This window comes from Pseudomonas sp. BIGb0176, from assembly GCF_024810175.1.
Lineage (GTDB): Bacteria > Pseudomonadota > Gammaproteobacteria > Pseudomonadales > Pseudomonadaceae > Aquipseudomonas > Aquipseudomonas protegens.
In genome coordinates, this window is record NZ_JANUEC010000003.1 from 996,577 (window position 1) to 1,019,093 (window position 22,517).

At 66.0% G+C, this 22,517-nt stretch carries 10 protein-coding genes; 4 read left to right on the forward strand and 6 right to left on the reverse strand.

Annotation, left to right across the window (positions count from 1 at the left end; genetic code table 11):
* Positions 1–56: 56 nt before the first annotated feature.
* Genes M2395_RS22770 through M2395_RS22790 form a run of 5 tightly spaced genes read right to left on the reverse strand, consistent with a single transcriptional unit; the run spans position 57 to position 6,340 of the window.
* Positions 57–854, reverse strand: a complete 798-nt coding sequence (locus M2395_RS22770) for an enoyl-CoA hydratase/isomerase family protein (RefSeq protein ID WP_077934577.1) — start codon at positions 852–854, stop codon at positions 57–59.
* Positions 851–2,008 (reverse strand): citronellyl-CoA dehydrogenase, encoded by a 1,158-nt coding sequence (atuD, locus tag M2395_RS22775; RefSeq protein WP_077934576.1) that lies wholly within the window; start codon positions 2,006–2,008, stop codon positions 851–853. Before atuD ends, M2395_RS22770 begins: the two co-directional genes overlap by 4 nt.
* A 41-nt stretch (positions 2,009–2,049) precedes the next feature.
* Positions 2,050–3,666, reverse strand: a complete 1,617-nt coding sequence (atuC, locus tag M2395_RS22780; RefSeq protein WP_072450595.1) for a geranyl-CoA carboxylase subunit beta — start codon at positions 3,664–3,666, stop codon at positions 2,050–2,052.
* A gap of 3 nt (positions 3,667–3,669) precedes the next feature.
* A complete protein-coding gene (locus M2395_RS22785; RefSeq protein WP_019095082.1) occupies positions 3,670–4,539 on the reverse strand; it encodes an SDR family oxidoreductase in 870 nt (289 codons plus the stop codon).
* Between the two features lie 10 nt (positions 4,540–4,549).
* Positions 4,550–6,340 carry an acyclic terpene utilization AtuA family protein gene (locus M2395_RS22790; RefSeq protein ID WP_053153022.1) on the reverse strand — a complete coding sequence of 597 codons (1,791 nt, stop codon included), beginning with the start codon at positions 6,338–6,340 and terminating at the stop codon, positions 4,550–4,552.
* A 186-nt stretch (positions 6,341–6,526) separates the two neighbouring features.
* Here M2395_RS22790 and M2395_RS22795 point away from each other — a divergent pair, with 186 nt between their 5' ends.
* The 3 genes from M2395_RS22795 (at position 6,527) to M2395_RS22805 (ending at position 8,496) form a co-directional block, all read left to right on the forward strand.
* Positions 6,527–7,150 (forward strand): TetR/AcrR family transcriptional regulator, encoded by a 624-nt coding sequence (locus M2395_RS22795; RefSeq protein ID WP_015636493.1) that lies wholly within the window; start codon positions 6,527–6,529, stop codon positions 7,148–7,150.
* Between the two features lie 96 nt (positions 7,151–7,246).
* Positions 7,247–8,041: an ABC transporter substrate-binding protein gene (locus M2395_RS22800; RefSeq protein ID WP_019095084.1), complete on the forward strand. Its 795-nt coding sequence runs from the start codon at positions 7,247–7,249 to the stop codon at positions 8,039–8,041.
* A gap of 95 nt (positions 8,042–8,136) precedes the next feature.
* On the forward strand, positions 8,137–8,496 hold the full coding sequence (locus M2395_RS22805) for a hypothetical protein (protein ID WP_019095085.1): 360 nt from the start codon (positions 8,137–8,139) through the stop codon (positions 8,494–8,496).
* A 33-nt stretch (positions 8,497–8,529) separates the two neighbouring features.
* Here M2395_RS22805 and M2395_RS22810 read toward each other — a convergent pair whose 3' ends face one another.
* Positions 8,530–9,078 carry an RNA polymerase factor sigma-70 gene (locus tag M2395_RS22810; protein WP_011062465.1) on the reverse strand — a complete coding sequence of 183 codons (549 nt, stop codon included), beginning with the start codon at positions 9,076–9,078 and terminating at the stop codon, positions 8,530–8,532.
* Positions 9,079–9,451: 373 nt separating this feature from the next.
* Between M2395_RS22810 and M2395_RS22815 the strand changes: the two genes are divergently transcribed.
* Positions 9,452–22,468 carry a non-ribosomal peptide synthetase gene (locus M2395_RS22815; protein ID WP_123431280.1) on the forward strand — a complete coding sequence of 4,339 codons (13,017 nt, stop codon included), beginning with the start codon at positions 9,452–9,454 and terminating at the stop codon, positions 22,466–22,468.
* Positions 22,469–22,517 lie beyond the last annotated feature (49 nt).

The window sequence follows — 22,517 nt, forward strand, 5'->3', positions numbered from 1 at the left end:
CAGGCTCCCGGGAATCGGTGGGGGGCGTTCGCCGGCAAGCCGGCTCCTACAAGGGCTCAGTTGGCCCAGGCCGGTTTGCGTTTCTGCACGAAGGCCAGGGTGCCCTCGACCCCTTCCTCACCCAGGACTGCATTGGCGAAGTCGTTGGCGGCCTGGTCCAGCAATGGCCCCTGCGGTTGGTCGACACTCGCCAGGAGCAAGGCCTTGGTCGCCGCGTTGGCCCCCGGGGCGCAGCGCAGCACCAGGGAAAGCTGCTGCTCCAGGCGTTCCTGCAGGGCCTTGGCATCGTTCTCGACAAAGTGCACCAGGCCCATGCGCTGGGCTTGGGCGCCATCGAAACGGGCGGCGGTCAGGGCCAGGCGCCGGGCCTGGGCCAGGCCGATGCGCTGCACCACGAACGGGGCAATTTGCGCGGGCAGCAGGCCCAGGCTGGTTTCCGGCATGCCGAACTGGGCCGAGTGCTCGGCGATGGCGATGTCGCTGACACAGGCCAGGCCGAAACCGCCCCCCAGCACCGCGCCCTGCAGCACACACACCAGCACCTGGGGCAGGTGCTGCGCTTCTTCCAGCAGGGCGCCGAAGGCCCGGTTCAGTTCACGGTAGGCGGCGCTGCCATGGGCACGGGCGCCGGCCATGTCCTTGAGGTCGCCACCGGCACAGAAGTGCTCGCCGGTGCCGCGCAGCACCAGGGCACGGATGCTGCGCCGGTCACGGACCGCGGCCATCACCGTGCGCAGTTCGGCGACCATCTGCAGGCTCATGGCATTGCGGTTTTGCGGGCGATTGAGGCTGATGAACAGTACGCCGTTGCGCGGCTCCAGCAGCAGGGTCTGGCAGGCAGGGAGCGGGTTCATTTCTTTTTCCCCGGCAGGATGCCCATGAGCTTGCAGATGATCCCCAGCATGATCTCGTCGGCACCGCCGCCGATGGACACCAGGCGCACATCGCGATAGGCCCGGGCCACCGGGTTGTCCCACATGAAGCCCATGCCGCCCCAGTATTGCAGGCAACTGTCGCTGACCTCGCGGCCCAGGCGCCCGGCCTTGAGCTTGGCCATGGAAGCCAGCCGGGTCACGTCCTGGCCGCGTACATACTGCTCGGTGGCCTGGTAGACCAGGGCCCGCAGGCACTCGATCTCGGTGGACAGCTCGGCCAGGCGGAAGTGGATCACCTGGTTGTCGATCAGCGGGCTGCCGAAGGTCTTGCGCTCCTTGCAGTACTCGATGGTGCTGTCCACGCAGTACTCCAGGCCCTTGATCATGTTCGCCGCGCCGAACAGCCGTTCCTCCTGGAACTGCAGCATCTGCATCATGAAACCGGCGCCTTCGTGGCCGATGCGGTTGCGTTGAGGCACCCGCACATTGTCGAAGAACACCTGGGCGGTTTCCGAGCTGCGCATGCCGAGCTTGTCCAGATGCGAGCTGAGGCTGATGCCCGGGGTGTTCATCGGCACCATGATCAGCGACTTGTTGACGTGGGGCTTGTCGTCCGAAGTGTTGGCCAGCAGGCAGATGAAGTCGGCGCTGGGGGAGTTGGTGATCCACATCTTGCTGCCGTTGATCACGTAGTCGTCGCCGTCCTTGCGGGCGTGGGTCTTGAGCCCGGCCACATCGGAACCGGCGCCGACTTCGGAGACGCCGATGCAGCCGACCTGCTCGCCCGTGATGGCCGGCCGCAGAAACTCGTCGCGCAGTTCATCGGAGCCGAAGCGCGCCAGGGCCGGGGTGCACATGTCGGTCTGCACGCCGATGGACATGGGAATGCCACCGCAATGGATGGTGCCGAACTCCTCGGCGGCGACGATGGAGTAGCTGTAGTCCAGACCCATGCCGCCGAATTTTTCCGGCTTGGAGATGCCCAGCAGCCCCAGCTCGCCGGCTTTGCGGAAAATATCGTGGATGGGAAAGCGCCCGGCCTTTTCCCATTCCTCGACGTGGGGGTTGATCTCGCGGTCTACAAATTGGCGCACCGTGCGCCGCAGTTCTTCGTGTTCCTGGGTGAAGATCATTGTTGTTCTCCTCAAGTGGGGTCAGACCGCGAAATGTCCTATCAAAACCGCGCCACGCCAAAGCTGTTGGGCGCCAGCTCGCGCACCTGCGCCTCATGGCAGATGTCCAGCAGGTAGCCCAGCAGAGTGCGGGTATCGCGCGGGTCGATCAGCCCGTCGTCCCACAGGTTGGCGCTGCCGTAGAGCGCCGTGGACTGGCTGTCGAGCTTCTGCGCGGTGACCTGTTCCAGCATGTCGAGCATCTTCGGGTCGGCTTCCTGGCCGTTCTTCGCATGCTTGGCCTCGGTGACGATGCGCAGCACCTTGCCGGCCTGGGCGCCGCCCATCACCGCGGTGCGGCTGTTGGGCCAGGCGAAGATGAAGCGCGGGTCCAGGCCACGGCCGCACATCGCATAGTTGCCGGCGCCGTAGGAGCCACCGACCACGATGGTCAGCTTCGGCACTCGGGCATTGGCCACTGCCTGGATCATCTTCGCCCCGTGCTTGATCACCCCCTGCTGCTCGGATTCGGTGCCCACCATGAAGCCGGTGGTGTTGTGGAAGAACAGCAGCGGGGTCTGGCTCTGGTCACAGAGCTGGATGAATTGCGCGGCCTTGCTCGCGCCCTGGGGCGTGATCGGGCCGTTGTTGCCGATAAAGCCGCAGGGCCGGCCCTGGATCTGCAAGTGGCCGCAGAGGGTCTGGGCATCGAACTCGCCCTTGAACTCCAGGAACTGCGAGCCGTCTGCCAGGCGGGCGATGATTTCCCGGGCGTCGTAGGGCTTCTTCGGATCGTCGGGAATCAGCCCGAGCAACTCGTCGATGGGGTACAGCGGCTCGTTCCAGGTCCTGGCGGGCTGCACTGGCAGTCGGGCGTTCCACGGCAACAGGCTGACGATCTCGCGGACGATGCGGATGCCGTCGGCGTCGTTTTCCGCCAGGTATTCGGCGGTGCCGGCCACCTGGGCGTGCATCTCGGCGCCCCCCAGTTCTTCATCGGTGGCCACTTCACCGGTGGCTGCCTTGAGCAGCGGCGGGCCGGCGAGAAACAGCTTGGCCTCGCCACGCACCACCACCACGTAGTCCGAGAGCCCGGGCTGGTAGGCGCCGCCGGCGGTGGCCGAGCCGTGGACCACGGTGATCTGCGGCAGGCCCATGGCCGACATCCGCGCCTGATTGGCGAAGCTGCGTGCACCTTCGACGAAGATTTCCGCGGCGTAGTTGAGGTTGGCGCCACCGCTTTGCGCCAGGGTCACCACTGGCAGTTTGTTCTCCATGGCGATCTGTTGCAGGCGCAGGGATTTCTTCAGGCCGCTGGGGGAGATGGTCCCGCCCTTGATCGCGCAGTTGTTGGCCACCACCAGCATGCGCACGCCGCACACATAGCCGATGCCGGCAATCAAGCCGCCGCCGGCCTGGGTACCGTCCTTGTCGTCGTGCAGCTTGTAGCCGGCGAGGCTGGCCAGCTCGAGAAACGGCGCGCCCGGGTCCAGCAGCAGGTTGAGGCGTTCGCGGGGCAGCAGTTGGCCGCGCCGGTCGAACTTGGCCTTGGCTTCGGCGGCCTTGGCCAGCAGGTTCTGTTGCAGTTCCTGCAACTGTTGCAGGCCCGCCAGCATGGCTGCGCGGTTTTGTGCGAACTGCGGGCCGTGGGGGTCGAGTTGGGACTGGATCACCGGCATGGCTTATTCCTCGCCCTTGAGTACGTCGGGCAGGTAGGCGCGATGGAAGCCGTTGTAGGACTCGCTGTTGCGTGCCTTGCCCAGGGGCCAGGCACGACTGCCCAGGCTGGCGGCGCCGTCGATGCGCAGGGTGCTGCCGCTGATGAAGGCCGCGCCGGGGCTGAGCAAGAAAACGATGGCGGCGCTGACTTCCGATTCGCTGCCGATGCGCTTGAGCGGCACGTGTTCACGCAGGGTAGGGATCACTGCCTTGAACGCGCCTTCATAGGTGTCCATGCCGCTGGAGGCGATCCAGCCCGGCGCCACCGCGTTGACCCGCACCCCGGCGTGCCCCCATTCATAGGCGGCGGTCTTGGTGAAATTGTCCATTCCCGAGCGCGCCGCACCGGAGTGGCCCATGCCGGGCATGCCGCCCCACATGTCGGCGAGCATGTTGACGATGCTGCCGCCGTGGCGGCTCATGGACTGGTTGAACACTTCCCGGGCCATGAGGAAGCCGCCCACCAGATTGGTACGCAGCACGGTTTCGAAACCCTTCTGGTTGATCGAGGCCAGGGGCGCCGGGTACTGGCCGCCGGCATTGTTCACCAGGCCATGGATCGGACCAAAGCGCTCCATCAGCCGGGCCACCAGGGCCTTGACCGCTTCCTCGTCGCGGATGTCGCAGGCCTGCCAGTCGGCCTTGCCGCCGTCCTCGGCAATTTCGCCGGCGACCTTCTGCAGTTTTTCCGCCTTGCGCCCCACCAGCAGCACCTGGGCCCCCAGGGCCGCCAGTTCGTGGGCAGTGCAGCGGCCGATACCGCTGCCGCCGCCGGTGACGATGATGGTCTGGCCGGCGAACAATTGCGCTTTGAAAATCGAGTCGTACACCACGGCAGCTCCTTTAATTGACGGCGTCGGCGATGCTCTGCGGCACCGGGATCTGGATTTCCAGCAACTGCTGGGCAAAGGCCTTGCCTTGCGGGTCGATGCGCAGGCTGGCGACGCCGCCGCCGCCCAGGGCGTTCTCCAGCAGGAAGTTGAGGCTATGGGTGCCCGGCAGGTACCAACGCTGGACCCGGCCATGCACCGGGTCCAGCACATGGCCCATCCAGTCCACCAGCACCTCGGGGGTCAGGGCTTCGGCGATCCACGGCAGGTAGTCGGGGTGGCGCGCCATGACCCCGATATTGCTGTGGTTGCCCTTGTCGCCGGAGCGTGCCACCGCCAGCTTCACCAGCGCCACGCTGGCATCGGCGCGGCCGCGGGGGGCGGGCAGGGAATGGGGGGCGGGCAGGGCTGCCGGGTCCAGGCGGTCGGTGTGCGGCAGGGCGCAAGGGTGACGCTGGCCGGCAAGGTCGATCTCCAGCCGGCAGGCGTCCTTGTCCAGCAGGAAGGAGAACAGGCGGATCACCGGGTACACCGTCGGCCGGCCACCGACGATGCCGGTGAGCCCCGGGGCCATGCCGGTGGCGGCCTGGGCGATTTCCCGGGAGAACAGCACCAGCGCCGCCTTGTTCGGGTGGCGCACCGCCAGCTTGATCACCACCTCGCGGCTGTCCTGGCGCTGGCCGTGGGGGCCGTAGGTGGCCTCGCTACCCAGCAGTTCGATGTTCACTTCGCTGTAGGGCCCCCAGCCGCGCTGGGCGAACATCTCGCTGGTCTTGTCGATGATCGCCTGGCTGACCCGGTGCGCCTTGGCGACCGCGTCGATCCCGGCCATCAGGCAACTGGCGGTGCAGCGGAAGCCGTCCGGGTAGGTGGCGCTGACCTTGTACTGGTGGCTGGGGGGCAGGCCCCTGGCACCCTGTACATGAACCCTTTCCGGGCCCTGTTGCCGCAGTTCCACCTGAGAGAAATCGCACACCACATCCGGAAGCAGATAAGCCCTGGGGTTGCCAATTTCGTACAGCAGTTGTTCGCCCACCGTCAGCGGGCTCACCAGCCCTCCGGTACCGGGTGCCTTGCCGACCACAAACTGGCCGTCAGCGCCGACCTCGACGATGGGAAAGCCGATATGTTCGTAGTCCGGCACCTGGCGCCAGTCGGTGAAATTGCCGCCGGTGCACTGCGCGCCACATTCGATGATGTGCCCGGCCAGGGCGGCCTGGGCCAGGCGGTCGTAATCCTGCCAGGACCAGTTGAACTCGTGGACCAGGGCGGCGCTGACCACCGCGCTGTCGACGCCGCGGCCGGTGATCACGATATCCGCCCCCAGGCGCAGCGCTTCGACGATGCCGGGGGCACCGAGGTAGGCATTGGTGGAGACGCACATTGGCGGCAGTGGCGCGCCGCTGAACATCTCCACAATGGCGGCGTCGCTCAACTGCTTGAACTGCGGTTGCAGGTCGTCCCCCAGCAGCACGGCGATCTTCAGCGTCACCCCGGCCTGTTCGCAGGCGGCCTGCAAGGCACTGGCACAGGCCTGCGGGTTGACCCCGCCGGCGTTGCTGATGACCCGGATGCCCTGTTCGCGGATCGAGCCCAGCAAGGGTTTGAGCACCTCGACGAAATCCGTGGCGTAGCCCGCCGTCGGGTCCTTCATGCGCGCCCCGGCCATGATCGACAGGGTGATCTCTGCCAGATAGTCGAACACCAGGTAGTCCAGGCGGCCGCCTTGCACCAACTGCGCTGCGGCGCTGCTGGTGTCGCCCCAGAAGGCACTGGCGCAGCCGATTCTTACGGTCTTGGTCATGACAGGGCTCTCGAATGAAGAACTGCGAGGAGGCTACCAAGCAAGCGCTTGGTTTGTAAATACGTTGGCCTATTCTTCTGGCCAAGCGCTTGCTTGGTAACCGGCAGAGGCTTAAATTGCGCGCGCCGCGCCCGGATTTGCCGGGTTACGCTGAGCTATTGATGACGTGAAGGTAGGAGAACACCGGTGGACGAGCAAAAAGCCCTGCAGGTAGTACGCGAGCTGATCGCCAGTGGCCAGGTGACCGACCCCGAGAGCGCCCGGGGCAAGCTGCTGCAAACCGCAGCGCACCTGTTTCGCAACAAGGGTTACGAGCGCACCACCGTGCGTGACCTGGCCAGCGCGGTGGGCATCCAGTCGGGCAGCATCTTTCATCACTTCAAGAGCAAGGACGACATCCTGCGGGCGGTGATGCAGGAAACCATCCACTACAACACCGCCTTGATGCGCGCTGAACTGGCCGAGGCCGGCAGCGTGCGCGAACGGGTGCTGGCGCTGATCCGCTGTGAACTGCAGTCGATCATGGGCGGCAGCGGTGAAGCCATGGCGGTGCTGGTGTACGAGTGGCGCTCACTGTCCCCGGAAGGCCAGGCAGCCGTCCTGGCGCTGCGCGATATCTACGAACAGATCTGGCTGCAGGTGCTGGGGGAGGCCAAGGAGGCGGGGTTCATCAAGGGCGATGTGTTCATTACCCGGCGCTTTCTCACCGGCGCCCTGTCCTGGACCACCACCTGGTTTCGTGCCGAGGGCAGCATGACCCTGGAACAGCTGGCCCAGGAGGCCCTGCTGCTGGTGCTCAAGGATCATTGAGCGGCTGGCTAATTGTGCGTGGCAACATTGTCGAAGTGGCTGAAAACGCCTAGCTTTAGCTCATTCATTTTCATTTCCTTGAGGTGTGTTGCCTTGATGTCCTTGCCGCTGCGGTCAGCCTTGCGAATGCTCTTGCTGGCGCTGGCAACACTTTGGGTCTGTCCGGCCTCCTCGGCGCAGCTGGTGCGGGTCGCGGCGGCGCATTTCCCGCCTTATACCGTCCGTCCAGAAACCGGTGCCGACACCGGTTTGCTGCCGCAACTGGTGGAAGCCCTCAACCAGTCCCAGAGCGACTATCAGTTCGTCCTGGTGCCCACCTCGATTCCCCGGCGTTTCCGCGATTTCGAGCAGGGCCGGGTGGACCTGGCGATCTTCGAGAACCCGGCCTGGGGCTGGCAGAACATTGCCCACACCAGTGTCGACATGGGCCTGGAAGACGCGGAAATTTTCGTCGCCCAGCGTCAGGGCGGGCGCCAGCAGGACTATTTCGCCAACCTGAAGGGCAAGCGCCTGGCCCTGTTCAGCGGTTATCACTACGCCTTCGCCCAGTTCAACGCCGACCCCAAGTTCCTGGCCGACACCTACAACGCCACCCTGACCTATTCCCACGACAGCAACCTGCTGATGGTCCTGCGGGGCAGGGCGGACATCGCCCTGGTGACCCGCTCCTACCTCAGCGACTTCCTGGCGCGCAATGCCGAAAGCACGGAGCAGTTGCTGGTTTCCGAACGCATCGATCAGGTCTACCACCATTACGCCCTGATCCGGCCCAAGGCGCCGATCACGGCCGAAGACTTTTCCGGGCTCCTGCAAAAACTGCGGGACAACGGCCAGATGCACAAGATCTTCGATCCCTATCGCATTGTGGTGATGAGCGTGCCCCACGCCTGACATCACGCAGCGACCGGCCCGGCCCGCGACGGGCTAAATTTCCGGCGGCGGCCCACGTCACTTGGTTGAATGCCCAACCGACGGTGAGCGCTGCCATGTCCTCTGTTGATCCGCTGAATGTTGCAGCCCTGCCCACTAGCCAGCTCACGGGAATCGATGAGGTCATCGCCCGCCAAAGGCTGTTCGAGTCTCTGCGGGGCCGGGGGCAGGCGCCCGTGCCGGTGGATGCCCAGGCAGCCGAGGCGGCGCGCCAGGATCGGCTGGCTTTCTGGCTGTCGGCCCAGGTACATGCCCTGTATCTGGACCCGCCAGGTGCGCAGCGGCCGGCGCCAGGCGCCCACGCGCCGCCCTGTGCTGCGCATGACCGTTGTCGGTTCTGCCAGCAGGAGTTCGATCTGTTGCATAAACGTGCAGCGTTACTGGTGCTTGGCCGCAGTGGCCTGCTTGAGGTGTAGGCACCCTTCAAGCCGGGTCATGCAGGGCGCCAGTCAGCGACGGGCGAAGGTATCGGGGCGGTTGCCCGAGACTTTGCGGCAATGCACCAGGGCATCGCGAATCATGAAGTTGACCAGGGTCGGCGATACCCCCAGCTCCTTGGCGATGTCCTTTTGCGGGACGCCATGCAGGCGGTACATCTCGAAGGCGTAGCGCGTGCGGCTGGGCAGCTCGGTCAGGGCTTCGGCGATGTTTTCCAGGGTGGAAAAGTTCATGTGGGAGGTTTCAGGTGAAGCGCCATGAATAACCACATTCAAGCCTTCCTCTTCAGTACCCGAGTACTTCTGTTCCAGCGCCTGCTTGCGGTAGTGGTCGATGGCCAGGTTGCGCACGATCTGGAACAGGTAACTGAGCTGGGCCTTGAACGAGGAGGTGATCTGCGGCGCCGACTGCAGGCGGAAAAACGCATCTTGAACCACGTCTTCAGCCCGGGATCGGCAGCCGGTAATGCGGGCTGCAATCTTCACCAGGATCAGACGGTTGTCGACAAAAGCCTGGAGTAACGGTGAATCGCACCTGCTTGTGGATACTTGTTCCGTCATGGAAATCACCTTGTTGCAAAGAGGTTAGTGGGACGTCAGAAAAATCTGACCCGTCCTACACATCGAGCGACAAATTAGGCTGAATGATAATGATTGTCAATTGAGAAAAAGAACTAATGCTCTCTGTCAGTGCAGATTGCGAACGGCTGCTCGTCAGTGGGCTGGATCAGGCCTTGAAGGGCAGGATGCGGACTAATTATTTCAAGACGTCATCCGTTCTCATTGGAGAAAGATTCCGGGTAGCAGACCCGGCCACGGCGCCCTCCGGATGCCCACGACTTTCTTATAACTATTTGATTTATAGATAGTTATTAAAGTTATGGGAGAGCAGGGCCCGCTCTCCATTGCAAGCACAATCCTGGCAGGAAACCCCATGACGGACGCGTTCGAACTCCCCAGCACCCTGGCCCAAGCCCTTCAACGCCGGGCAGTCCTGGCACCTGATCAAGTGGCGTTGCGCTTTCTCGCCGAAGAGCAGGATCAGAGCGTGGTCCTCAGTTACCGGGACCTGGACCTTCGTGCGCGCACCATTGCTGCGGCTCTGCAAGCCAACGCCGAATTCGGCGATCGCGCGGTATTGCTGTTTCCCAGCGGCCCGGACTACGTCGCGGCGTTCTTCGGTTGCCTGTACGCCGGGGTGATCGCGGTGCCGGCCTATCCGCCGGAGTCCACCCGTCGTCATCACCAGGAGCGCCTGATTTCCATCATGGCCGACGCCGAGCCACGGTTGCTGCTGACCAGCGCCGGGCTGCGGGATTCACTGTTGCAGATGGACGAACTCAAGGTCGCGGGCGCGCCGCAACTGCTGTGTGTGGACACCCTGCAAGCCGGGCTGGCCGAAGACTGGCAGGCCGTGGCGCTGCAGGGCGACGACATCGCCTTCCTGCAATACACCTCGGGCTCCACCGCGCTGCCCAAGGGCGTGCAGGTCAGCCATGGCAACCTGGTGGCCAACGAACTGCTGATCCGTCGCGGCTTCGGTATCGACCTCAACCCGGACGACGTGATCGTCAGCTGGCTGCCGCTGTACCACGACATGGGCTTGATTGGCGGCCTGCTGCAACCGATTTTCAGCGGCGTGCCCTGTGTGCTGATGTCACCGGCCTACTTCCTGGCGCGGCCCGTACGCTGGCTGGAAGCGATCAGCGAATACGGCGGCACCATCAGCGGCGGCCCGGATTTCGCCTACCGCCTGTGCAGCGAACGGGTCAGCGAGTCGGCCCTGGAGCGCCTCGACCTCAGCGGCTGGCGCGTGGCCTATTCGGGGTCCGAGCCGATCCGCCTGGACACCCTGGAGCGTTTCGCCGAGAAGTTCAGCGCCTGCGGTTTCAGCCATGAAAACTTCCTCGCCTCCTACGGCCTGGCCGAAGCCACCCTGTTCGTGGCCGGTGGCGTGCGCGGCCAGGGCATCCCGGCCCTGCACCTGGACGACCAGGCCCTGGCGCAGAACCGCGCCGAGCCGGGGCAGGGCAGCGCGATGATGAGCTGCGGCTTCAGCCAGCCGGAACACGCCGTGCTGGTGATGGATCCGCAGCAACTGGGCGAATTGCCTGACAACCGTATTGGCGAAGTCTGGGCCGCCGGGCCGAGCATTGCCCATGGCTACTGGCGCAATCCTGAAGCCACCGCCAAGACCTTCGTCCAGCATGCCGGTCGTACCTGGTTGCGCACCGGTGACCTGGGCTTTATCCGCGATGGCGAGCTGTTCATCACCGGGCGCCTGAAGGACCTGCTGATCGTGCGCGGGCACAACCTCTACCCCCAGGACATCGAAAAGACCATCGAGCGCGAGGTGGAAGTGGTACGCAAGGGCCGGGTGGCGGCGTTTGCGGTCACCGAGCAGGGCCAGGAAGGCATCGGCATCGCCGCGGAAATCAGCCGCAGCGTGCAGAAGATCCTGCCCCCCGAGGCGCTGATCAAGGCCATCCGCCAGGCGGTGGCCGAAGCCTGCCAGGAAGCGCCGAGCGTGGTGGTGCTGCTCAACCCCGGGGCCCTGCCGAAAACCTCCAGCGGCAAGTTGCAGCGTTCCGCCTGCCGCACCCGGCTGGCCGATGGCAGCCTGGATTACTACGCGCTGTTCCCGCAGGCCGGCAGCGCAACGGCTGACGCCGCAGACAGCGCCGGTGACGCGCTGCAAACCCTGATTGGGCGCATCTGGCAGGAGCAACTGCAATGCGCTTCAGTGGCCGCCGACGATCACTTCTTCCTCCTGGGGGGCAACTCGATTGCCGCTACCCAGGTGATCGCCCGCCTGCGTGAAGAGCTGGGGCTGGAACTGGGCTTGCGCCTGCTGTTCGAGGCTCCGACCCTGGGTGCCTTCAGCGCTGCCGTGGCGCGCCAGCAGCAGGACGGCGGCGTGGCCCAGGGCAGTATCAATGCCCTGTCGCGCCAGCAGCCGCTGCCCCAATCCCTGGCGCAGAACCGCCTGTGGATCACCTGGCAACTGGACCCGCAGAGCAGCGCCTACAACATTCCCGGCGGCCTGCGCTTGCGTGGCGAGCTGGATGAAGAGGCCCTGCGCGCCAGCTTCCAGCAACTGATCCAGCGCCACGAAGCGCTGCGCACGCGCTTCTTCGAGCGTGACGGCCAGGCCCTGCAACAGGTGGATGCCGCCGGCGAATTCAACCTGCAGGTGATCGATATCAGCGACCTGCCACCGGCCGAGCGTGAAGCCCGGGCGCGGCAGATCCGCGAAGACGAGGCCCGGACCCAGTTCGATCTGGAGAAGGGGCCGCTGTACTGGGCGACCCTGGTGCGCCTGGATGACGAAGAACACCAACTGCTGCTGACCCTGCACCACATCATCGCCGACGGCTGGTCGCTGAATGTGCTGATCGACGAGTTCTCGCGGCTCTATGCCGCCGCGGCCCAGGGCCAGAGCCTGGAGCTGGCGCCCCTGGCCCTGCAATACGCCGACTACGGCAGCTGGCAGCGCCAGTGGCTGGCCCAGGGCGAAGGCCAGCGCCAGCTGGACTACTGGAAACAGCAGTTGGCGGACGAAGCCCCGGTGTTGAACCTCGCCACCGACCACCCGCGCTCGGCCCAGGTCCGCCACAGCGCCGCGCGCCATGACCTGCGCCTGAGCGCGAGCCTCAGTGAAGCCGTGCGCCAGACCGCCCAGGCTCGGCAGGCCACGCCGTTCATGCTGTTGCTGGCGGCGTTCCAGACCCTGCTGCACCGCTACAGCGGGCAGAGCGATATCCGCATCGGTGTGCCCAACGCCAACCGCCCGCGCCTGGAGACCCAGGGCCTGCTGGGCTTTTTCATCAACACCCAGGTATTGCGCGGGCAGTTGGATTCGCGCCAGTCCTTCGCCGACCTGCTGCAGCAGACCCGCCGCACCGCCCTGGAGGCCCAGGCTCACCAGGACCTGCCTTTCGAACAATTGCTCGAAGCCTTCCCCGAAGCCCGTGAGCAGGGCCTGTTCCAGGTCATGTTCAACCACCAGCAGCGCGACCTCGGCGCCTTGCGCCGCCTGCCGGGGCTGCTGGCCGAAGAGCTGCCGTGGCACAGCCGCGAGGCCAAGTTCGACCTGCAACTGCACAGCGAAGAGGACCGCAACGGCCGCCTGAGCCTGGCCTTCGACTACGCCGACGAGCTGTTCGACGCGGCCAGCATCGAGCGTCTGGCCGGGCATTTCATCAGCCTGCTGGAGCATGCCTGCCTGCAACCGGACTGCGCCCTGGGCGACTTGCCGTTGCTCGGCAACGCCGAAGCGGCGCAACTGCAGCAATGGAGCGTGGCCCCCTGCGCGCCGGCCGAGCAGTGGCTGCCGGAGCGCCTGCACGAACAACTGCGCCAGAGCCCGGAACGCACCGCGCTGGTCTGGGACGGCGGGCAACTGGGCTTTGCCGAACTGCACGCCCAGGCCAACCGCCTGGCCCACTACCTGCGGGACAAGGGCGTCGGGCCGGACGTGTGCGTGGCCATCGCCGCCGAACGTTCGCCGCAACTGCTGATCGGCCTTCTGGCAATCATCAAGGCCGGTGGCGCCTACGTGCCCCTGGACCCGGACTACCCTGCCGAACGCCTGGCCTACATGCTCGAAGACAGCGGCGTGGGCCTGCTGCTGACCCAGACCCATCTGCTGGGCCGGATGCCCGAAGCCCCGGGTGTCAGCGCCATCGCCATGGACAGCCTCAAGCTCGACAGCTGGCCGAGCCACGCGCCGGGCCTGCACCTGCACGGCGAACACCTGGCCTACGTGATCTACACCTCCGGTTCCACCGGCCAGCCCAAGGGCGTCGGCAACACCCATCGCGCGCTGATGGAGCGCCTGCAATGGATGCAGGACAGCTACCAGTTGCAGGCCGACGATGTGCTGATGCAGAAGGCTCCCATCAGCTTCGACGTGTCGGTGTGGGAATGCTTCTGGCCACTGATTACCGGCTGCCGGCTGCTGATCGCCGCTCCCGGCGAGCACCGCGATCCCCATCGCATCGCCCAGCTGGTGCAGGAGTACGGCGTCACCACGCTGCACTTCGTGCCGCCGCTGTTGCAGTTGTTTGTCGATGAGCCGCTGAGCGCCGAATGCCACAGCCTGCGTCGGGTGTTCTCCGGTGGCGAAGCCCTGCCGGCCGAGCTGCGCAATCGCCTGTTGCAGCAGTTGCCCAATGCGCAACTGCACAACCGCTACGGCCCGACCGAAACCGCGATCAACGTCACCCATTGGCAGTGTTCAGTCGATGACGGCGAGCGTTCGCCCATTGGCCGGCCCCTGGGCAACGTGGTGTGCCGGGTGCTGGACGCGGACCTCAATCCGTTGCCGGCGGGAGTTCCGGGTGAGCTGTGCATCAGCGGCCAGGGCCTGGCCCGGGGTTACCTGGGGCGCCCGGCGCTGACCGCCGAACGCTTTGTGGTGGACCCGCTGAGCGCGGAGGGCGCGCGCCTGTACCGCACCGGGGATCGGGTGCGCTGGTGCGCCGACGGCGTGCTGGAATACCTCGGTCGCCTCGACCAGCAGGTCAAGCTGCGGGGCTTTCGGGTCGAGCCGCAGGAAATCGAAGCGCGGCTGCTGGCCCAGGACGGCGTGGCCCAGGCCGCGGTGCTAGTGCGCGACACCCTGGCCGGCCCGCAGTTGATCGGCTACTACACGCCCAATGCGCACGATGAAGATGAACAGCAGCAAAGCGCCCGGCTGAAAACTGCCCTGGCCGCCGAGCTGCCGGAATACATGGTGCCGGCGCAACTGGTGCGTCTGGACGCCATGCCCCTGAGCCCCAGTGGCAAGCTCGACCGCCGGGCCCTGCCGGAGCCGCAATGGCAGGTGCGCGAGCACGTCGAACCGAGCACCGAACTGGAACAGCAGATCGCGGCTATATGGCGCGAAGTGCTGGGCCAGCCACGCATCGGCCTCAAGGACGATTTCTTCGCCCTGGGCGGGCATTCGCTGTTGGCCACCCAGATCATTTCCCGCACCCGCCAGGCCTGCGACGTCGAGCTGCCACTGCGGGCGCTGTTCGAAGCCAGCGAACTGGGGGCCTTTGCCGAACAGGTGCTGCTGATCCAGGAGTCCGGTGCGCGCAACCAGCAGCCGCCGATTGCCCGGGTCGACCGCAGCCAGCCGGTGCCGCTGTCCTATTCCCAGCAGCGCATGTGGTTCCTCTGGCAGATGGAGCCCGACAGCCCGGCCTACAACGTCGGTGGCATGGCGCGGCTGTCTGGCGTGCTCGACGTGGGCCGCTTCGAGGCGGCGTTGCAGGCGCTGATCCTGCGTCACGAAACCCTGCGCACCACCTTCCCCAGCGTCAACGGCGTGGCCCGCCAGCAGGTGCATGCCGACAGCGGCCTGCGCATGGCCTGGAAGGACTTCTCGGCCCTGGCCCCGGATGCCCGGCAACAACGCCTGCAACAACTGGCGGACAGCGAAGCGCACCAGCCCTTCGACCTGGAGACCGGCCCCTTGCTGCGCGCCTGCCTGGTCAAGGCCGGCGAGCAGGAGCATTACTTCGTCCTGACCCTGCACCACATCGTCACCGAAGGCTGGGCCATGGATATCTTCGCCCGCGAGCTGGGCGCGCTGTACGAAGCCTTCCTCGACGACCGCGAATCGCCCCTGGAACCCTTGCCGGTGCAGTACCTGGACTACAGCGTGTGGCAGCGCCAGTGGCTGGAATCCGGCGAGCGCCAGCGCCAGCTGGACTACTGGACCGGGCAACTGGGCCGCGAACACCCCTTGCTGGAACTGCCCAGCGACCGGCCACGGCCCGCGGTGCAAAGCCACCAGGGCGAGCTGTACCGCTTCGACTTGAGCGACGAGCTGGCGGCCCGGGTGCGCGCCTTCAATGCCGAGCACGGCCTGACCCTGTTCATGACCATGACCGCCGCGTTGTCGCTGCTGCTGTACCGCTACAGCGGCCAGAGCGACCTGCGCATCGGTGCGCCGGTGGCCAACCGCATCCGCCCGGAAAGCGAAGGGCTGATCGGCGCCTTCCTCAATACCCAGGTGCTGCGTTGCCAGCTCGACGGGCAGATGAGCGTCGGTCAGTTGCTGGAGCAGGTACGCCACACCGTGATCGAGGGCCAGTCCCACCAGGACCTGCCGTTCGATCATCTGGTGGAAGCCTTGCAACCGCCGCGCAGCACCGCCTACAACCCGCTGTTCCAGGTGATGTGCAACGTCCAGCGCTGGGAATTCCAGCAAAGCCGGCAACTGGCGGGCATGACCGTGGAATACCTGGTCAACGATGCCCGGGCCACCAAGTTCGACCTCAACCTGGAAGTCACCGACCTGGACCAACGCCTGGGCTGCTGCCTGACCTACAGCACCGACCTGTTCGACGAGCCGCGCATTGCGCGCATGGCCGGCCACTGGCGCAATCTGCTGCAGGCCCTGATCGACGACCCGCAACGGCGCCTGTGCGAATTGCCACTGCTGCAGGCCGATGAACAGCAGCACCTACTGGACAGTTTGAGCGTCGAGCCCGGCGAGCAACGCCTGGATCAGTGCATCCATCATCTGTTCAGCGAACAGGCCCTGGCCCGCAAGGACGCACCGGCCCTGACCTTCGCCGGGCAGACCCTGAGCTACAGCGAGCTGGACAGCCGCGCCAACCGCCTGGCCTGGATGCTTCGTGAGCGTGGCGTGGGCCCGCAGGTGCGGGTTGGCCTGGCCCTGGAGCGTTCCCTGGAAATGGTCGTCGGCCTGCTGGCGATCCTCAAGGCCGGCGGCGCCTACGTGCCCCTGGACCCGGAATACCCCCTGGATCGCCTGCACTACATGATCGAAGACAGCGGCATCGGCCTGCTGCTCAGCGATGCGCGGATGTTCGCCGCCCTGGGCGAGCTGCCGGCCGGAGTCGGCCGCTGGTGCCTGGAAGAGGACGGTGCGCTGCTGGCCGACTACCCGGCCAGCGAGTTGCCCTTCATCAGCCTGCCCCAGCATCAGGCGTACCTGATCTACACCTCCGGTTCCACCGGCCAGCCCAAGGGCGTGGTGGTGTCCCACGGGGAAATCGCCATGCACTGCCAGGCGGTGATCCGCCGCTTCGGCATGCGCCCGGACGACTGCGAGCTGCACTTCTATTCCATCAACTTCGACGCCGCCACCGAGCGCTTGCTGGTGCCGCTGCTCAGCGGCGCCCAGGTGGTACTGCGGGCCCAGGGCCAGTGGGACGCCGAAGAGATCTGCCAACTGATCCGTCAGCACCGCATCAGCATCCTCGGTTTCACCCCCAGCTACGGCAGCCAGTTGGCCCAGCATCTGGCGACCCAGCAGCAGACCCTGCCGGTGCGCATGTGCATCACCGGCGGCGAGGCCCTGACCGGCGAACACCTGCAGCGCATCCGTGCGGCCTTCCAGCCGAACCTGTTCTTCAACGCCTACGGCCCCACCGAAACCGTGGTCATGCCCCTGGCCAGCCTGGCGCCGCAGCAGTTGGCCGAAGGCGTGGCCAGCGTGCCCATCGGCAGCATCGTCGGGGCCCGGGTGGCCTATATACTCGATGCCGATCTGGCGCTGGTGCCCCAAGGCGCGACCGGCGAGCTGTATGTCGGCGGCGCCGGCCTGGCCCAGGGTTATCACCGTCGCCCGGGGATGAGTGCCGAGCGTTTTGTCGCCGATCCGTTCGCCACCGATGGCGGGCGCCTGTACCGCACCGGGGACCTGGTGCGCCAGTGCGCCGACGGCCAGGTGGAATACATCGGCCGGGTGGACCATCAGGTGAAGATTCGCGGCTTCCGCATCGAGCTGGGGGAAATCGAAACCCGCCTGCTGGATCATCCGGCCGTGCGTGAAGCGGTGGTACTGGCCTTGGATACCCCGGCCGGCAAGCAGCTGGCTGGTTACCTGGTGACCGAGGTGGCCGAGCACAACGAGGTGCAGCAGGCCAACCTGCGTGAAGCCCTCAAGCAGCAGCTGAAAACCCAGCTGCCGGACTACATGGTGCCGACCCACCTGATCCTGCTCGGCAGCATGCCGTTGACCGCCAACGGCAAGCTCGATCGCCGAGCCCTGCCGATGCCCGATCCGGAGCTCAATCGCCAGCAGTACGTGGCGCCGAGCAATGAGCTGGAACAGACCCTGGCCGGGGTCTGGGGCGAAGTGCTGAACGTGCAGCAAGTGGGCCTCAACGACAATTTCTTCGAACTGGGGGGCGACTCGATCCTGTCGATCCAGGTGGTCAGCCGCGCCCGCCAGCTGGGGATCCACTTCACCCCGCGCGATTTGTTCCAGCACCAGACGGTGCAAACCCTGGCACGGGTCGCCAGCCACACTCAGCGCGTCAGCGCCGAGCAGGGCCAGCTCAGTGGCGAAGCGCCGCTGACGCCGATCCAGCACTGGTTCTTCGACAGCCGCATTCCCCAGCCGCAGCACTGGAACCAGGCGCTGCTGCTGGAGCCGCTGGGTGTCCTTGATGCCCAGTTGCTGGAGCAAGCCCTGCTGGCGCTAGTGGAGCAGCACGACGCCCTGCGCCTGCGCTTCAACCAGGCGGGCGGGCAGTGGCGCGCCGAGTACCTGCCGTTGTCCGATGCTCCCTTGTTGTGGCAGGTGCGGGTGCCGTCCATGGACACCTGCGAGGCGCTGTTCGCCGATGCCCAGCGCAGCCTCGACCTGGAACACGGGCCGCTGTTGCGGGCGGTGCTGGTGGACGGCCCTGAAGGCGAGCAACGCCTGTTGCTGGCCATCCACCACCTGGTGGTGGACGGCGTGTCCTGGCGCGTGTTGCTGGAAGATTTGCAAATCGCCTATCGTCAGTTGCAAGCCGGAAAGGCCCTGAACCTGCCGGCCAAGACCAGCGCCCTGCGGGACTGGTCGAGCCGCCTGCTGGCCTATGCCGGCAGCGAATCCCTGCGTGAAGAACTCGGCTGGTGGCAGCAGCAACTGGCCGGCCCGGCCGCGCAACTGCCAGGCTTGAATGCCGCTGGCAGCCAGCAGCATCAGCAGGCCCGCAGCCACAGCGTGACCCTGGATGCCGAGCGCACCCGGCAACTGCTGCAACAGGCCCCAGCGGCCTACCGCACCCAGGTCAACGACCTGCTGCTGACCGCCCTGGCCCGGGTGCTGTGCCGCTGGAGCGGGCAGCCTTCGGCCCTGGTGCAACTGGAAGGCCACGGCCGCGAGGCGCTGTTCGACGAGATCGACCTGACCCGCACCGTCGGCTGGTTCACCAGCGCCTATCCGCTGCGCCTGACCCCGTTGCAGGTGGAAGAAGCGGCCGGGCAGGGCGCCTCGATCAAGGCCATCAAGGAACAACTGCGGGCCGTGCCGCACAAGGGCCTGGGTTACGGCGTGCTGCGCTACCTGGCGGACGACGCCTGCCGCGAGGCCCTGGCGGCGTTGCCGCTGGCGCCGGTGACCTTCAACTACCTGGGGCAGTTCGACCAGAGCTTCGGCGCCGACGCACTGCTGCGTCCGCTGGATGAATCCGTCGGCCCGGCCCACGCACCGGAAGCACCGTTGCCCAACGAACTGAGCATCGACAGCCAGGTGTATGGCGGCGAGCTGGTGCTGCGCTGGACCTACAGCAGCGAACGTTTCGACGCCGAGCTGATCGGCGAGCTGGCGGACGCCTACCTGGGCGAGCTGCACAGCCTGATCGCCCATTGCCTGAAGGACGATGCCGGTGGCCTGACGCCGTCGGACTTCCCCCTGGCGCGCCTGACCCAGACCCAGCTCGATGGCCTGCCGGTGCCGGCTGTGCAGATCGAGGATGTCTACCCGCTGACCCCGATGCAGGAAGGCATGCTGCTGCACACCCTGCTGGAGCCGGGCACCGGCCTCTACTACATGCAGGACCGCTACCGCATCAACAGCGAACTGGACCCGGAGCGTTTCGCCCAGGCCTGGCAGGCGGTGGTGGCGCGCCACGAAGCCTTGCGCGCGTCTTTTTGCTGGAACGTCGGCGAAGACATGCTGCAAGTTATCCACAAGCCGGGCCGCACCCCGATCGAATTCCTCGACTGGAGCGCGGTACCCGAGGCCGAGCAGGAAGCCAAGCTGCAAACCCTGCATAAACAGGAGCGCGAGGCCGGTTTCGATCTGCTCAACCAGGCGCCGTTCCACCTGCGGCTGATCCGCGTCGGTGCGGCCCGTTACTGGTTCATGATGAGCAACCACCACATCCTCATCGATGCCTGGTGCCGCTCCTTGCTGATGAACGACTTCTTCGAGATCTATACCGCCCTGGGCGAAGGCCGCGAGGCACAGCTGGCGGTGCCGCCGCGGTACCGCGACTACATCGGCTGGTTGCAGCACCAGAGCCTGTCCGAGGCGCGGCAGTGGTGGCGACAGAACCTTGAGGGCTTTGAACGCACCACGCCGATCCCCAGCGACCGGCCGTTCCTGCGGGAACACGCCGGTGACAGCGGCGGCATGATCGTCGGCGACTGCTACACCCGCCTGGATGCCCGGGATGGTGCGCAACTGCGGGAACTGGCGCAGCAGCACCAGCTCACCATCAACACCTTCGCCCAGGCGGCCTGGGCCCTGGTGCTGCGGCGCATGAGCGGCGATCGCGACGTACTGTTCGGCGTTACCGTGGCCGGGCGCCCGGTGGAAATGCCGGAGATGCAACGCACCGTCGGCCTGTTCATCAACAGTATTGCCCTGCGGGTCAAGCTGCCCCAGGACGGTGAGCGCTGCAGCGTGCGCCAGTGGCTCAGCGGCTTGCTCGACAGCAACATGCAGCTGCGCGAATACGAGTACCTGCCGCTGGTGGCGATCCAGGAAACCAGCGAACTGCCCAAGGGCCAGCCGCTGTTCGACAGCCTGTTCGTGTTCGAGAACGCGCCGGTGGAAGTCTCGGTGCTGGACCGTGCCCAGAGCCTGAACGCCAGTTCGGATTCCGGCCGCACCCACACCAACTTCCCGATTACTGCCGTGTGCTACCCGGGGGATGACCTGGGCCTGCACCTGTCCTACGACCAGCGCTACTTCAAGCAGGCGACCATCGAGCGCATGCTCGGCGAGTTCAAGCGCCTGCTGCTGGCGCTGATGCAGGGCTTTCATGGCGACATGGCCGAACTGGCGCTGCTAGGTGAAGAGGAGCAGGACTTCCTGCTGGCCGGCTGCAACCAGAGCCAGCATGAGTACCCGCTGGAGCGCAGCTACGTGGAGCTGTTTGAAGCCCAGGTGGCGGCCCATCCGCAACGCATCGCCGCCAGTTGCCTGGACCGGCGCTACAGCTACGCTGAGTTGAACCGCTACAGCAACCGCTTGGGTCATGCCTTGATCGCCAACGGCGTGGGCTTTGATCAGCCGGTGGCCTTGCTGGCCGAGCGCGGCCTGGAACTGCTGGGCATGATCATCGGCAGCTTCAAGGCCGGGGCCGGCTACCTGCCCCTGGACCCGGGCCTGCCGGGCCAGCGCCTGGGCCGTATCATCGAGCTCAGCCGCACGCCGATCCTGGTCTGCACCGCGGTCTGCCGCGAACAGGCCCAGGCCCTGCTGGACGAGTTCGGCTGTGCCGGGCGTCCGCGGCTGCTGGTCTGGGAAGAGCTGCAAGCCGCCGGGCATGCCGAGAGCAACCCGGGCCGCTACAGCGCGCCGGACAACCTGGCCTACGTGATCTACACCTCCGGTTCCACCGGCCTGCCCAAGGGCGTGATGGTGGAGCAGCGCGGCATGCTCAACAACCAACTGAGCAAGGTGCCGTACCTGCAACTGAGCGAAGCCGACGTGATCGCCCAGACGGCGTCCCAGAGTTTCGATATTTCGGTCTGGCAGTTCCTTGCCGCGCCGCTGTTCGGTGCCCGGGTCGACATTGTGCCCAACACCATCGCTCACGATCCCCAGGGCCTGTTGGCTCATGTCGAGGAGCAGGGCATCACGGTGCTGGAGAGCGTGCCGTCGCTGATCCAGGGCATGCTCGTCCAGGACGCCATCGCCCTCGCTGGCCTGCGCTGGATGCTGCCCACCGGCGAGGCCATGCCGCCCGAGCTGGCGTACCAGTGGCTGCTGCGTTATCCACAGATCGGCCTGGTCAACGCCTACGGCCCGGCGGAGTGCTCCGATGACGTGGCCTTCTTCCGTGTCGATATGGCCTCGACCCGTGGCGCCTACCTGCCCATCGGCACGCCCACCGACAACAACCAGTTGTACCTGATGGACGAAGCCCTGGAGCTGGTGCCCCTGGGAGCGGTGGGTGAATTGTGCGTGGCTGGCACCGGTGTTGGCCGTGGCTACGTCAGCGACCCGTTGCGTACCGCGCTGGCCTTCGTGCCCCATCCGTTCGGTGCTGCGGGCGAACGCCTGTACCGCACCGGCGACCTGGCACGCCGGCGCAGCGACGGCGTACTGGAATACGTTGGCCGGATCGACCATCAGGTGAAGATCCGCGGCTACCGCATCGAACTGGGGGAGATCGAAGCGCGCCTGCATGAACAGCCGGAACTGCGCGATGCCGCCGTGGGCGTGCAGGAGGGCGTCAACGGCAAGCACCTGGTTGGGTACCTGGTGGCCAGTGACACGAACCTGAGCCCGAGCGAATGCCTGGAGCGGATCAAGCCGCGGCTGCGCGCCGAACTGCCGGAATACATGGTGCCGCTGCACTGGCTATGGCTGGAACGCATGCCCCTCAACGCCAACGGCAAGCTCGATCGCAAGGCCCTGCCGGCCCTGGAGATCGGCCAGCTGCAGAGCCAGGACTATCAAGCGCCGGGCAATGAACTGGAGCAAACCCTGGCGGACATCTGGGCCGAGGTGCTCAAGGTCGAACGGGTGGGCGTGCGCGACAACTTCTTCGAGTTGGGCGGGCATTCCCTGCTGGCGACCCAGATCGCCTCACGGGTGCAGAAAACCCTGCAACGCAACGTGCCGCTGCGGGCCATGTTCGAATGCAGCACGGTGCAGGAGCTGGCCGCCTACATCGATGGCCTGGGGGCCAATGAAATCAGCGAGGAGAAGGTCGACCGGCTGAGTGATCTGATGGCCGAGCTGGAGGGGCTGTGATCGACGGATGAGCGGTGGGGCGTTGTTCGCGCAGCAGGAGGACCGACAT

What these genes read in the sequence shown, in the direction of transcription:
- atuD (WP_077934576.1), bottom strand. Translation starts at nt 2,008, where the DNA reads ATGATCTTCACCCAGGAACACGAAGAACTGCGGCGCACGGTGCGCCAA.
- M2395_RS22800 (WP_019095084.1), top strand. Translation starts at nt 7,247, where the DNA reads ATGTCCTTGCCGCTGCGGTCAGCCTTGCGAATGCTCTTGCTGGCGCTG.
- M2395_RS22805 (WP_019095085.1), top strand. Translation starts at nt 8,137, where the DNA reads ATGTCCTCTGTTGATCCGCTGAATGTTGCAGCCCTGCCCACTAGCCAG.
- M2395_RS22815 (WP_123431280.1), top strand. Translation starts at nt 9,452, where the DNA reads ATGACGGACGCGTTCGAACTCCCCAGCACCCTGGCCCAAGCCCTTCAA.
- M2395_RS22790 (WP_053153022.1), bottom strand. Translation starts at nt 6,340, where the DNA reads ATGACCAAGACCGTAAGAATCGGCTGCGCCAGTGCCTTCTGGGGCGAC.
- atuC (WP_072450595.1), bottom strand. Translation starts at nt 3,666, where the DNA reads ATGCCGGTGATCCAGTCCCAACTCGACCCCCACGGCCCGCAGTTCGCA.
- M2395_RS22810 (WP_011062465.1), bottom strand. Translation starts at nt 9,078, where the DNA reads ATGACGGAACAAGTATCCACAAGCAGGTGCGATTCACCGTTACTCCAG.
- M2395_RS22770 (WP_077934577.1), bottom strand. Translation starts at nt 854, where the DNA reads ATGAACCCGCTCCCTGCCTGCCAGACCCTGCTGCTGGAGCCGCGCAAC.